Annotated in this window: 14 protein-coding genes and 1 tRNA gene; 8 read left to right on the top strand and 7 right to left on the bottom strand. The window is 66.9% G+C overall.

Annotated elements, in window-relative coordinates:
• Positions 1-15 precede the first annotated feature (15 nt).
• The 3 genes from LGM89_RS20325 (at position 16) to LGM89_RS20335 (ending at position 2,694) form a co-directional block, all read left to right on the top strand.
• The gene (locus LGM89_RS20325) at positions 16-1,224 is read left to right on the top strand and encodes an MFS transporter (protein WP_226273748.1); all 1,209 of its coding nucleotides are present in this window, start codon (positions 16-18) and stop codon (positions 1,222-1,224) included.
• A gap of 16 nt (positions 1,225-1,240) precedes the next feature.
• Positions 1,241-2,350 (top strand): class II histone deacetylase, encoded by a 1,110-nt coding sequence (locus LGM89_RS20330; RefSeq protein WP_226273749.1) that lies wholly within the window; start codon positions 1,241-1,243, stop codon positions 2,348-2,350.
• 113 nt (positions 2,351-2,463) lie between these two features.
• Positions 2,464-2,694, top strand: a complete 231-nt coding sequence (locus LGM89_RS20335) for a hypothetical protein (RefSeq protein WP_089440309.1) — start codon at positions 2,464-2,466, stop codon at positions 2,692-2,694.
• A 105-nt stretch (positions 2,695-2,799) separates the two neighbouring features.
• Here LGM89_RS20335 and LGM89_RS20340 read toward each other — a convergent pair whose 3' ends face one another.
• On the bottom strand, positions 2,800-3,096 hold the full coding sequence (locus LGM89_RS20340) for a hypothetical protein (RefSeq protein WP_089495054.1): 297 nt from the start codon (positions 3,094-3,096) through the stop codon (positions 2,800-2,802).
• Positions 3,097-3,288: 192 nt separating this feature from the next.
• A tRNA-Leu gene (locus LGM89_RS20345) sits at positions 3,289-3,375 on the bottom strand.
• Positions 3,376-3,616: 241 nt separating this feature from the next.
• Between LGM89_RS20345 and hpnD the strand changes: the two genes are divergently transcribed.
• Positions 3,617-4,450, top strand: a complete 834-nt coding sequence (gene hpnD, locus LGM89_RS20350) for a presqualene diphosphate synthase HpnD (protein ID WP_226273750.1) — start codon at positions 3,617-3,619, stop codon at positions 4,448-4,450.
• A 17-nt stretch (positions 4,451-4,467) separates the two neighbouring features.
• Here the strand turns inward: hpnD and LGM89_RS20355 are convergent, their stop codons facing one another.
• The 3 genes from LGM89_RS20355 to LGM89_RS20365 all read right to left on the bottom strand — a co-directional run bounded on the left by LGM89_RS20355 (position 4,468) and on the right by LGM89_RS20365 (position 7,669).
• Positions 4,468-5,688 carry a DUF1501 domain-containing protein gene (locus LGM89_RS20355; protein ID WP_089495056.1) on the bottom strand — a complete coding sequence of 407 codons (1,221 nt, stop codon included), beginning with the start codon at positions 5,686-5,688 and terminating at the stop codon, positions 4,468-4,470.
• A gap of 67 nt (positions 5,689-5,755) precedes the next feature.
• Positions 5,756-7,258, bottom strand: coding sequence for a DUF1800 domain-containing protein (locus LGM89_RS20360; protein WP_226273751.1), 1,503 nt, complete (start codon positions 7,256-7,258; stop codon positions 5,756-5,758).
• 132 nt (positions 7,259-7,390) lie between these two features.
• A complete protein-coding gene (locus tag LGM89_RS20365; protein WP_011352385.1) occupies positions 7,391-7,669 on the bottom strand; it encodes a hypothetical protein in 279 nt (92 codons plus the stop codon).
• A gap of 258 nt (positions 7,670-7,927) precedes the next feature.
• On the opposite strand from LGM89_RS20365, the gene ompR reads away from it, so the two are divergent.
• The 4 genes from ompR to LGM89_RS20385 all read left to right on the top strand — a co-directional run bounded on the left by ompR (position 7,928) and on the right by LGM89_RS20385 (position 11,406).
• Positions 7,928-8,662: a two-component system response regulator OmpR gene (gene ompR, locus LGM89_RS20370; protein ID WP_006478565.1), complete on the top strand. Its 735-nt coding sequence runs from the start codon at positions 7,928-7,930 to the stop codon at positions 8,660-8,662.
• A gap of 40 nt (positions 8,663-8,702) precedes the next feature.
• A complete protein-coding gene (locus LGM89_RS20375; protein ID WP_089445825.1) occupies positions 8,703-10,064 on the top strand; it encodes an ATP-binding protein in 1,362 nt (453 codons plus the stop codon).
• 189 nt (positions 10,065-10,253) lie between these two features.
• Positions 10,254-10,802 carry a peroxiredoxin gene (locus LGM89_RS20380; protein WP_034181176.1) on the top strand — a complete coding sequence of 183 codons (549 nt, stop codon included), beginning with the start codon at positions 10,254-10,256 and terminating at the stop codon, positions 10,800-10,802.
• A gap of 76 nt (positions 10,803-10,878) precedes the next feature.
• Positions 10,879-11,406 (top strand): carboxymuconolactone decarboxylase family protein, encoded by a 528-nt coding sequence (locus LGM89_RS20385; RefSeq protein ID WP_011352388.1) that lies wholly within the window; start codon positions 10,879-10,881, stop codon positions 11,404-11,406.
• Between the two features lie 131 nt (positions 11,407-11,537).
• Here LGM89_RS20385 and ispF read toward each other — a convergent pair whose 3' ends face one another.
• Positions 11,538-12,023 (bottom strand): 2-C-methyl-D-erythritol 2,4-cyclodiphosphate synthase, encoded by a 486-nt coding sequence (gene ispF / locus LGM89_RS20390; RefSeq protein ID WP_226206875.1) that lies wholly within the window; start codon positions 12,021-12,023, stop codon positions 11,538-11,540.
• A 28-nt stretch (positions 12,024-12,051) separates the two neighbouring features.
• Positions 12,052-12,762, bottom strand: coding sequence for a 2-C-methyl-D-erythritol 4-phosphate cytidylyltransferase (gene ispD / locus LGM89_RS20395; RefSeq protein WP_011352390.1), 711 nt, complete (start codon positions 12,760-12,762; stop codon positions 12,052-12,054).
• Positions 12,763-12,868: the final 106 nt, after the last annotated feature.

Consider the following 12,868-nt stretch of genomic DNA (forward strand, 5'->3'; position numbering starts at 1 on the left):
ACACGAGAACCCGCCATGAAAACCCTTTCACCGGATGCCGCACTCCCGTCCGACGGCCGCGCATCGACCTTCGCGCGCTCGACGCTCGTCGCGCTCGTCGTGTTCGCGGCCATCACGCCGCTGCTGCTGCTCGTGGCACCCGCCGTCGCGGGGCAGCTCGCGACGCAGCTCGGGCTGTCCGCGCCGCAGATCGGCACCTACTTCTTCGTCGAACTCGGCGCGTTCAGCCTCGCGACCGTGCCGTCGTACCTGTGGCTTGGCCGGGTCGACGCGCGCCGCGTCGCCGCATTCGCCGTCGCGCTGTTCGGCGCGGGCAACCTGCTGACCGCGCTGTGGATGCCGGGCTTCGTCGCGCTGCTCGCGCTGCGCGCCGTCACCGCGCTCGGCGGCGGCTCGCTGATGGTGCTCTGCATGACGAGCGCCGCGACGAGCGAGAACAGCGACCGCGTGTACGGCCTGTGGGTCGTCGGCCAGTTGATCGCGGGCGCGATCGGCCTGTTCGTGCTGCCGCATGTGTTCGCGGCGTTCGGGTTGCGCGCGCTGTATGTCGCCCTCGCCGCCCTCGCGCTGATCGCGGCGCCGCTGTCGCGCGGCTTTCCGTCCACGCTGGGCACGCGAGCCCCAGCCGCGCAGAACGCGCGCAACGCTGCGGCGCAGACACCGCAACGCTTCGTCGTGCTCGCGATCGGCGCGGTGCTGACGTTCTATCTCGCGATCGGCAGCGTGTGGACGTTCGCCAGCCGCGCCGCGACCGAAGCCGGGCTCGATCCGCAGTCGACCGGCAACGTACTCGCGATCGCAAGCGTGATGGGCATCGCCGGTGCGGCGCTCGCGTCGTGCGCAGGCGGCCGGCTCGCACGGCGCGCGATGCTCGCGGCCGGTTACGCGCTGCTGGCGGCCTCGCTCGTCGCGCTCGCGGTCATGCGGCACGCCGGCGGCTATAGCGCGGCGATCTTCGCGTTCAAGTTCGCGTGGACGTTCGTCCTGCCGTTCATCCTCGCGACCGTCGCGCGGATCGACACGTCGGGCCGCCTCGTGGCCACGCTCAATTTCGTGATCGGCGCGGGGCTCGCGGCCGGCCCGCTGCTAGCCGGGCTGATGCTCGATGCCGGCGGCACGATGCGCGTGCTGTTCACGGCCGCGACGGCCGTCGCGATCGCGTCGTTCGCCGCGTTGCGCCACATCGATCGCCGCACGCGCCCTTCCATTTCCACCCAACCGTGACAGGTCACGCACATCCATGAATCGCACTGCCTTCTTCACCGACGAACGCACTTTCTGGCACACCGGCGGCACGCACGCGCTGTTCTTCCCGGTCGGCGGCTGGGTCCAGCCACCGGCGAGCGCGGGCTACGCGGAATCGCCCGATTCGAAACGCCGCTTCCTGTCGCTCGTGCAGGCCTCGGGCCTGGCCGCGCAGCTCGACCTGCGCGGCGCCGAGCCGGCCTCGACCGCCGACCTGCTGCGCATTCATCCCGCACACTATCTCGACGCGTTCCGCGCACTCAGCGACGCGAACGGCGGCGACCTCGGCGATCTCGCGCCGTTCGGCAAGGGCAGCTACGAGATCGCTGCGCTGTCGGCCGGACTCGCGATCGCGGCCGTCGATACGGTCCTCGGCGAACGTGCGGCAAACGCCTTCTCGCTGTCGCGGCCGCCCGGCCATCACTGCCTGCGCGACCGCCCGATGGGCTTCTGCCTGCTGGCGAACATTCCGATCGCGATCGAGGCCGCCCGCGCGAAACACGGCATCGAGCGCGTCGCGGTGATCGACTGGGACGTGCACCACGGCAACGGCACGCAGTCGATCTACTACGACGATCCGGACACGCTGACGATCTCGCTGCACCAGGATCGCTGCTTCCCGCCCGGCTACGGCGGCGCGGACGATTGCGGCGAAGGCGCGGGTATCGGTGCAAATCTGAACGTGCCGCTGCTCGCGGGCAGTGGCGACGATGCGTATCGCTACGCGTTCGAACGAATCGTGCTGCCGGCGCTGGAGCGTTTCCGGCCCGAGCTGATCATCGTCGCGAGCGGCCTCGACGCAAGCGCGGTCGATCCGCTCGCGCGCATGCAGTTGCATACCGACAGCTACCGGTTCATGACGCGGGCGGTGAAGGAGGCCGCGCAACGCCATTGCGGCGGGCGGCTCGTGATCGTGCACGAAGGCGGCTATTCGGAGGCGTACGTGCCGTTCTGCGGGCTCGCGATCGTCGAGGCGCTGGCGGATGTTCGCACCGACGTCGCCGATCCGATGCTCGACCTCGCGATCGCGCAGCAGCCCGGCGCGCGGTTCGTCGCGTTCCAGCGCGAATTGCTCGACGAACTGGCTACGTCGTTCGGGTTGTAGCGCGCGCCGGCGGACCCGACGAAGGCCGGCCAGTACCGGCCCTCTTGCGCGATCGGAGCGGATGGGGTTTCCTGTGCTTTTACCCCCTTCCGGCCCGAAGCCGCACTCTTCCGATGAAATCGTCCCCGCGCGATCACAATGACGATGCCAAGACGCGCCGCCAGCCTTCGAAGCTGGTCCTGAACATCGCCGCCGTGACGGTCGGCCTCATCACGTTCGCGATCGGCGCGGCGTGGGTGATCTATAGCTGGGTCGTCGATCGCGAAGCGCAATATTTCGCGATCCCGCTGGTGTTCTCGGTGCCGGTGATCGTGGCGGTCGCGATCCGGAGCTTCTGGGAATAGGTGCGCGTCAAATGACGCAGCGCCGCGGGTCGGGCGACGCGCGGCGCTGCGTGTCTGGCTTGTTTCAGATGAAGCGGGAATTCCCGCGGTTCGCTCGCGGGCCGGTCACAGGCCCGGGCGCGCACACGGATTGGGGGCTGCGCCCTGATATCCCCCTGCGACCGCGCCCAGCGCGGCGCCGGCCAGCGACGTGCCGACTGCTTTCAGCACGTTTTCCGTCGAGAACGTCTCGCCGCTCGACATCACGCGCCCCGAATACGCAGTGCACGCCGACGGCGACGACGATGCCCCCGTCTGCACGGGCTTGGCGCTCCACGCAATGTTCTCGGCAGGCGTATTGGCAAATGCCGGCGCGACCAGCATCAGCGCCAGTACGGAAATCGGAATGCGTACGTTTTTCATCGTTGGTCCTCGGCGTGATTGTGTTTCTTATAGGTGAAGCGAACACAATATTACACGCGGCACGAATATTCGCGCACCGCTTGCCCGGCTCGCATACCGGGAGCAGCACCGACATCAACAAAAAAGCGCTGCGGTCAATCGACCGACAGCGCTTTTGGGTGAACGGCCCCTGATTGAGGCGCATTCGACTTCTGGTGCGTGAGGCCGGACTCGAACCGGCACACCCTTGCGGGCGTCAGGACCTAAACCTGGTGCGTCTACCAATTTCGCCACTCACGCGCATTTCTGTCGCCTGACCACGCGGCACGAAAGATGCGTGACCACGCGCCCGGGACATCGCACCGGTTGGTTTGTAACCGGCACGCCCGATCAGGCGAGCGCGAGATTCTACCCGATCCGCGCGGGCTTGTCTCGCCCCTGCCGGCACCCGTCGTGCAGCGGTGCTAGAATGCCGCGCTCGACGTTTCGGCACCGCGCCGCCGCGCGTCCCCCGAACCCCGCCCCCCACACGATTCCGCCCGTGAACTTCGACGACTACTGTCAGCAAAAGGCCGCCCCTGCGGGCTCCAGCGTCTACTACGCGCTGCGCCAGGCACCGCGCGCCACGCAGCCGCGCCTGACCGCGCTGTTCGCGCTGCGCCGCGAACTCGAGGAAACCGTCAAGGAAACCAGCGACCCGACCGTCGGACACACGAAGCTCGCGTGGTGGCACAAGGAACTCGCGGCGCTGGCCGACGGGCAGCCGTCGCACCCGGTCACGAAGGCGCTCGCGCAGCATCATCCGGCGATCGCCGCCGAGGCCGATGCATTGCGCACGCTCGTCAACGGTTACGGGATGGATCTCGAACAGGCGCGCTACCTCGATCTGGCGAACCTGCAGCGCTATATCGCACAGGTCGGCGGCACCTTCGCGTCGCTGGTCGCGCGCGCAAGTTCGCCAAACCCGGCGGACCCGCAACCGTGGGCCGCGGATGCCGGCCGCGCGCTGATGCTCGCGCAGTTCGTGCAGGATCTCGGCAACGATGCACGCCACGGCCGCATCTATCTGCCGATCGACGAACTGCAGCGCTACAACGTGACCGCGGCCGATCTACTGAACCGCCGCTACAGCCCGGCCTTCACCGAATTGCTGCAATTCCAGACGGCCCGCGCGCGCGAAGCACTCGTGGCCGCCGAAGCGGCGATCCCGGCATCCGAACGCCGCGCCCAGCGCACGCTGCGCGCGCAGATCGCACTGGCCGGCGCGCTGCTCGACGAAATCGCGCGCGACGGATACCAGGTGCTGCATCAGCGCATCGCGCTGACGCCGATCCGCAAGCTGTGGATCGCGTGGCGCACCGCGCGCCGTCGCTGATCCTCACGCCTCACGCCTCACGCCTTCAACAACGGCAGCGTATCGAAGCGCTGCTGCAGCACGCGGGTGGCATCGAGCCCCCACCATGGCCCGAGCACGGTCGCGTAGAGCTGGCGGAAATCGACCGCGACCGGCAGGTTGCCGTTGCCGTCGAGCCGCCCGAGCGCCGGCGGCGCACCGTACAGCCCGCCGGCCACGCGGCCGCCCATCACGAAATGCGGCGCGGCCGTGCCGTGATCGGTACCGTTACTCTGGTTCTCGCGCACGCGCCGCCCGAATTCCGCATACGTCATTACGAGCGTCTGGTGCCAGCGCCCCAGTTCGATCAACGCGCCGCGCATCGCGCTCATCCCTTCCGCGAACTGCTTGAGCAGCGCGGCCTGCTGCCCCGGCTGGTTCTGGTGCGTATCGAAGCCGTTGAGCGTCAAGCGCAGCACCGCGACGCCATCCTGCGCGCCCGGCCCGGACGCTTCGCACGCGGCCAGCACCTGCATCGCGGTCTTGACCGACGTGCCGAACGCGCCGGCCGGAAAGGCAGTCTTGAATTCACGCATCCCACCACGCGGACGCAGCCGGTCGGCCGCCTTCACGATGTCGTTCTCGACGTCGATGATGTGGGCGAGCGCGGGGTTCTGTTCACGCAGCGACGACGGCTCGGCAAGCCGGGCCGCACGAATGAACTGCGCGGGATTGACGAGCGCGATCGCACGCGCACCGTTCGAGAGCGGCCCCATCTCGGCACTGCCGAGCACGACGCCGTCGGCGGCGAAACCGGGCGGCACGGGCGCCTGCGCGAACGTGCGCGTCAGCCAGCCTTCGTGCAGATATTGATCCGAGCGCGACGCGGTATCCCAGATCTCGATCGAGCGGAAATGCGACAGGTTCGGCTGCGGATAGCCGACGCCCTGCACGACCGCGACCTGCCCGTCGCGCCACAGCGGCATCAACGGCGCGAGCGACGGATGCAGCCCCGTGTGTGCGTCGAGTTGCAGCACCTGCTCGCGCTTGATGCCGATGCTGCGGCGGAACTGGTAATACAGCGGGTCCGCATACGGCACCACCGTGTTGAGGCCGTCGTTGCCCCCCTTCAGCTCGACGAGGATCAGCACGTTCGTGTACCCGGCCGCCGATGGGCGCCCCGCCTGCGCCACGGAAGCCGCCATCGCAGGCGCCTGCCACATCGACACGCCGGCCGCGGCCGCGGCGCCCGTCAGCGTCAGAAAATCACGTCGGTTCATCGCGCATCCTTTGGTTCACCGTCCGACACGTTTGCCGCACCGGCTCCCCGCTTCATCGTCGTTCGAATCATTTCAGTTGATAGGCCGGATCCATCAGCAGCGCCTCGAGATACGCGCTGCCGGTCGAATCCGTGTCGATCGCCGCGACCGGCGACAGTTGCAGCACCGCATGTTGCAGTTGAAGCTCGGTCGACAAACCGGCGATCGCCTGCGGCCGCGCGCGATATTGCGCCAGCCAGCGTTCGAGGTCGAATCGCAGGCCGGCGCGCGCGGGCTTGGCAGGTGTTCCGTGCATGCCGGCAGCGGACGCCGTCTCGACCGCCGGCATCGCATGCGCGCGGGCATTCGGCGGCGGCACCATCGCATGCGCCGGCGGGTGCATGCCGGCCGTCTCCGTCGCGCGGAACAGTTGCTCGACGAACTGCTTGCGCGCGAGCAGCGTGGCGCTGTTGATCCACAACGCGCCGCCCGGCCAGCCCTTCACGTTCGGCGGATAGAACAGGTTCTGCCCGAGCGTGCGCACGGTGTTCGCGAGCATCTGCGGATCGCCGTATGACACGTCGAACAGCCGCACCGACCCGACGACGAACTCCACGGGCGACTTGACGAGCACGCCGCGATTGCGAGGATCCCAGAAGGCGTCGGTCGACCACAGCGCGGCGAGCGTCGCGCGAATGTCGTAGCCGCTCGAACGAAACCGTTCGGCCACCGCATCGAGCGCGCCCGGATCGGGCGTATCCGACACGAACTCGCGCCACAGCTTGGCGGCGATGAAACGCGCGGTACCGGGCCGCTTCAGCAGGATGTCGAGAAAGCCGTCGCCATCGAACGGCCCGGTTTCGCCGAGGATCGTCTTGTCGCCGGCGTCGTGCAGATCCGGCCGAACCTCGAAGCGATACGTATCGGGATCGACCGTCCAGCCCGTCATCGCGCGCGCGGCTTCGGTCACGTCGTATTGCGTGTAATGCCCTTCGCCGAGCGTGAACAGCTCCATCACCTCGCGCGCGAAATTTTCGTTCGGGCGCCCCTTGCGATTGCTCGCGCCGTCGAGGTACTGCAGCATCGCCGGATCCTTCGCGACCGCATGCAGCAGCACGCCGAAGTTGCCGAGCGCCTCGCGGCGAAACAGCGCGTTCTGCACCGCCATCGTCTGCGGGTAAGGCACCTTGTCCTGCCCCGACGTGAAGTGCCCGTGCCAGAACAGCGTCATGCGTTCGGTGAGCGGCGACGGCGTGACGATCATCTCGTTGACCCACGCCGCGCGCAGCGCATCGTACCGAACGTTGCGCTCGCGCTGCTCGTCGCGCCGCATGTCGGGCGTCAGCGCCTGGCGCTGCGCGCGCGTCGGCGGCAACTCGGCGATCCAGTCGGGCCAGGTCGTGACGGGATCGCGGCGAACGTTGCCGAGCGTGTCGGCCACGACTTGCGCGCGCGTCATGCCGACGACGCGCGCGACATCGGCGGGCGCGGGAGAAAAACCGGTACGACTCAGGAAAAACAATGCATCGTCGGCGTCGAGCGGCGACTGCATGGCGGGCGACGGCGCCGGTGCGGCAGCGTTCGCTTTCATCGTCATGGACTCCCGGAGCGCACCGGCGGTGCGGATGCCGGTACAACGGCAATCGGCAGGCGAAAGTTGACGGAAAAATTGCTACGAAACTTTTCCGCGCGGTGAATTCCGCGCAGGGAGAAAGACGGCGTGTCAGCGCTTGTACAGCTCGCGAACGGCGTCCTCGATGTGCTGGCGCAAAAGGTGGCGTTCCTCGGGCGTCATGTGCCCGTCGCGGCGGCGCTGTTCGAGATCGGGAGGCACGGCGGAACGAACCGTCATCTCGGCGGTACGATCGGACTGCGGCGCTTTGCCGCGCGGCAGCTTGCGCGACGATGCGCCCTGCTCGGGGCGCTGCGCATACGCGAAGTTCGACGCATACGGACCGGCGAGCGCGATCGTCAGCATCAGTGCAATCCGGGCAGATCGCATGACCGTCCTCGCTTCTTTGGTCGATTTGTTCCCTTCGTCACGCGGCAACCGGCTACCTCTGGTACTTGAAAAACCCTGCGGAATTCGGGTGTGCAAAGATGAATGATGGAGTGCAGGGGAGTATCTACCGAATTTCGGCTTCGAGTAAAGGAATCTCTATAGCCTGCCTTTACTCGGCGCGACACTACGGGTAAATTTTGTAACCGACTGTAACGCACGAAAATTCACGGCCGTGCGTCAATTCCCATTCGCGATAAGATGCCGATCATGGAAACGAAAAACCCCTCCAAGATTCTCGTCGTCGACGACGACCCGCGCCTGCGCGATCTGCTGCGCCGCTATCTCGGCGAGCAGGGTTTCAATGTCTACGTCGCGGAAAACGCGACTGCAATGAACAAGCTCTGGGTACGCGAGCGTTTCGACCTGCTCGTGCTCGACCTGATGCTCCCGGGCGAAGATGGCCTGTCGATCTGCCGCCGCCTGCGCGGCAGCAACGACCGCACGCCGATCATCATGCTCACCGCGAAGGGCGAGGATGTGGATCGCATCGTCGGCCTCGAGATGGGCGCCGACGATTACCTGCCGAAGCCGTTCAACCCGCGCGAACTCGTGGCGCGCATTCATGCGGTGCTGCGCCGCCAGGCGCCGGCCGAACTGCCGGGCGCGCCGTCGGAAACCACCGAGGTGTTCGAGTTCGGCGAGTTCTCGCTGAATCTCGCCACGCGCACGCTGACGAAGTCCGGCCAGGAAATTCCGCTCACCACCGGCGAATTCTCGGTGCTGAAGGTGTTCGCGCGTCATCCGCGCCAGCCGCTGTCGCGCGAAAAGCTGATGGAGCTCGCACGCGGCCGTGAATACGAAGTGTTCGACCGCAGCCTCGACGTGCAGATCTCGCGCCTGCGCAAGCTGATCGAACCGGATCCGGGCAGCCCGCGCTTCATCCAGACCGTCTGGGGCCTCGGCTACGTGTTCATCCCGGACGGCGCCGCCTGATCTTTTTCCTTTCCGGTTTCGCCCGCCCTCGGCCCGTCCCATGCGTATCGACCGGCGCCTCCTGCAGCTCGCGTTCGGCGGGCTGTTCTGGCGCACCTTCCTGCTGATCGCGCTGCTGATCTCGGTCAGTCTCGCCGCGTGGTTCCAGAGCTTTCGCGTGATCGAGCGCGAGCCGCGTGCGCAGCGCGTGGCTCTCCAGCTCGTCGCGATCGTGAAGCTCACGCGCACCGCCCTGCTCTATTCCGATCCCGATTTGCGGCGTGCGCTGCTGCAGGACCTCGAGAGCAACGAGGGCGTGCGCGTTTACCCGCGCGAGAAGACGGACAAGTTCAAGCTGCAGCCCGATGAGTCGCTGAACCGCCTGATCGAACACGACATCCGCAGCCGCCTCGGCGACGATACCGTGATCGCCCAGTCGGTCAACGACATTCCCGGCGTGTGGATCAGCTTCAAGATCGATGACGACGATTACTGGGTCGCGCTCGACCGCGACCAGCTCGACAACGTCACGGGCCTGCAGTGGGCCGGCTGGGGGCTGTTCGCGCTCGCGTTGTCGCTGTTCGGCTCCGCGTTCATCACCAGCCTGGTGAACCGGCCGTTCTCGCGGCTCGCGCTCGCCGCGCGGCAGATCGGCTCGGGCCAGACACCCGAGCTGCTGCCCGAGCGCGGAATGGGCGTCGCGGCCGAGACCAATCGCAGCTTCAACCAGATGGTGCGCGACCTCGAACAGCTCGAGGCCGACCGCGCGCTGATGCTCGCGGGCATCTCGCACGACCTGCGCACCCCGCTCGCGCGGCTGCGGCTCGAAACCGAAATGAGCCCGTCCGACCAGGCGACCAAGGACGCGATGGTCGACGACATCGAGCAGATGGATCGCATCATCGCGGCCTTCATCGACTACGCTCGCCCGTCGCAACGCAAGCCGGAGCCGGTCGATCTGTCGTCGATCGCGCAGGAAGTCGCCGCCCGCGTGTCGGGCGAGGATGGCGTCGAGATCCGCACGCGGCTCGCGCCGAGCGCGGTGATCGAAGCCGACGAGACCGACATGCGTCGCGTGATCGGCAACCTCGTCGAGAACGCGCGCAAGTACGGCCAGAGCAAGCAGGACGGCGTGTCGCGCATCACGCTCGAGACACGCGTGTCGCACGCGCGCGTCGAGCTGTCGGTGAGCGACGAAGGCCCCGGCATCCCCGAGGATCAGTTGCCGCTCGTGATGCGGCCGTTCTACCGCGTGGACACCGCCCGCACCAAGGCGGACGGCACGGGCCTCGGGATGGCGATCGTGCTGCGTCTCGTCGGCCGCTATCGCGGCGCGCTGCGGCTGCGCAACCGCAACCCGGAGGCGGGCCTCGAAGTCACGCTCGAATTCCCCGGCGCCGGCAAGGCGCGTGCGACTGCGTGACGCGCTCGCGCACGCTTCTTGCGCTGCACACTATCGATCCGGTTGAAAAAAGCTATGATGTTCGTTAGTCAAAATCTATTGAAGCGCCTAACTAATAGTGTTATAGTTTTGCCCATGCTGTCACATCATCGTTGCAGCACCGAGGTAGCTTGACTCAGTCTTCTTCCCAACTCATACAGGAGTATCCGCATGAAAACCGTGGGCGATAAACTCGAAGCTTTCACCGTCGTAGCCGCGAAGCCGGGCTTCAATAATCACGAGGAAAACGGCCAGTCGGCGTTCGAGACCGTCACCGAAGCGTCGTTCCCGGGCAAGTGGAAGATCATCTACTTCTATCCGAAGGATTTCACGTTCGTGTGCCCGACGGAAATCGTCGAATTCGCGAAGCTCACGAAGCAGTTCGAAGAGCGCGATGCCATCCTGCTGGGCGGCAGCTCGGACAACGAATTCGTCAAGCTCGCATGGCGCCGTGAGCACAAGGACCTCGACAAGCTGAACCACTACTCGTTCGGTGACGTCAAGGGCGAGCTGATCGACCAGCTCGGCGTGCGCGACAAGGAAGCCGGCGTGGCCCTGCGTGCAACGTTCATCGTCGATCCGGACAACACGATCCAGCACGTTTCGGTGAACAACCTGAACGTCGGCCGCAGCCCGGAAGAAGTCCTGCGGATTCTGGACGGCCTGCAAACGGACGAACTGTGCCCGTGCAACCGTGCAGTCGGCGGCGCAACGCTGTAAGCGCATCGATGCACGAAGCCCGCGGCGCACGTCCTGCCTGCGGGCTTTTTTAACGGCCAACCCATAGGAGATATCAATGGAATTCATCGATTCGATTAAGGCGCGTATTCCCGACTACGCGAAGGACATCCGCCTGAACCTCGACGGCACGATCTCGCGCTCGTCGCTCGAAGGCACCGACGCGGTCGGCGTCGCGCTGGCGGCGGCCATCGCGGCGAAGAGCACGGTGCTCATCAAGACGATCCGCGAAGCCGGCGTCCTGTCGCCCGAAGAGACGAACGCCGTGCTGACGGCGGCCGCGCTGATGGGGATGAACAACACCTGGTATCCGTATGTCGAGATGGCCGACGATGCCGACCTGAAGACGCAACGCGCCGAGCTGCGGATGGGCGCGTATGCGACGCACGGTGGCGTCGACAAGCGCAAGTTCGAGATGTACGCGCTCGCCGCGTCGATCGTCGGCAAGTGCCACTTCTGCGTGAAGTCCCACTATGCGCTGCTGAAGAACGAGCAAGGGATGACCGTCACGCAGCTGCGCGACGTCGGCCGTATCGCGTCGGTGATCAACGCCGCCGCGCAAGTGATCGCCGCAGAAGGCGAATAAGCGGTTGTACCACCCGGCCGGCAACCGCGCCGGCCCGGTCGCCGCTCCAAACGAAAATGCCACGCACCCGCGTGGCATTTTTCATTTCCACAGCGCGGCGCGGCGGGCGAACCGCGCGCCGCAACCCGGCGTCAGCCGCCCTGCTTCACCAGGAGCGCGGCGGCCTGCGCCTCGATCCCTTCGCCGCGGCCGAGATAGCCGAGCTTCTCGTTGGTCTTCGCCTTCACGTTCACGCGCTCGAGCGGCAGCCCGAGATCGGCCGCGATGTTCGCGCGCATCCCGTCGATATGCGGCGCCAGCTTCGGCGCCTGGGCGATCACGGTGCTGTCGACGTTCTGGATCGTGAAACCGGCTGCCTTGACGCGTGCGGCGCACTCGCGCAACAGCACGCGGCTGTCGGCGCCCTTGAACGCCGCGTCCGTGTCGGAGAAGTGGCGGCCGATGTCGCCGAGCGCCGCCGCGCCGAACAGCGCGTCGGTGATCGCGTGCAGCAGCACGTCCGCGTCCGAGTGGCCGAGCAGGCCGCGTTCGTACGGAATCGTCACGCCGCCGATGATGAGGGGGCGCCCCTCGACGAGCTGGTGCACGTCGTAGCCTTGTCCGATTCTGAAATCCATGCGTATTCCGATTGTGAGGGGGTGAAAGTCAGGAAGCGTTCGTGGAACGCGCGAGGATCGCTTCCGCGAGCGCGAAATCTTCCGGGTACGTGACCTTGAAATTGCGCAGGCTGCCCTGCACGACGCGCGGCGTATGGCCGGCCCATTCGATCGCGCTCGCCTCGTCGGTCAGGTCGTGCCCTTCGCGCTGCGCGCGCAGGATCGCCTCGCGCAGCATGCCGATGCGGAACATCTGCGGCGTCTGCGCCTGCCACAGCGCGTCGCGCGACTCGGTGCGCGCGATCGCGTCGCCGCCGGCCGGCACGCGCTTGAGCGTATCGGCCACCGGCAGCGCGACGATGCCGCCGACCGGATCGTCCTTCAGCGTCGCGACGAGCGTGCGAATCAGCTCCGGCGTGATGCCCGGGCGCGCGGCGTCATGCACCAGCACCCAGTCGTGGTCGGTCGCGCCGAATTCCGCCAGTTCGAGCAGCCCGTTCAGCACCGACGCCTGGCGCGAGCCGCCGCCGCAGCGGCGCACCGCGAAGCGCAGGCCCGCGAAGCGGCGCGCGTCGAAGTGGGAATCGTCGGGCGCGAGGACGACGAGCGTCTGCGCGAATTCGCTGCACGCGTCGAACGCGGCAAGCGTGTAGTGCAGCAGCGCGCGGCCGGCCAGCGTGCGGTATTGCTTCGGCACGGCCGAGCCGGAACGGCTGCCGGTGCCAGCACAGGGAATCAGGGCGAAAAGTCGGGGAGTCACGAAGGGAAACGCCGGAAAGATGAAATCGAGAAGCGGATTTTATAATAGGTCTTTCGTCTCGACCGGCGCACCGCGATGCGCCCGTGCACGCCACCCCTGTCGTCCC

The sequence above is a fragment of the Burkholderia sp. AU31624 genome (assembly GCF_020420065.1).
Lineage (GTDB): Bacteria > Pseudomonadota > Gammaproteobacteria > Burkholderiales > Burkholderiaceae > Burkholderia.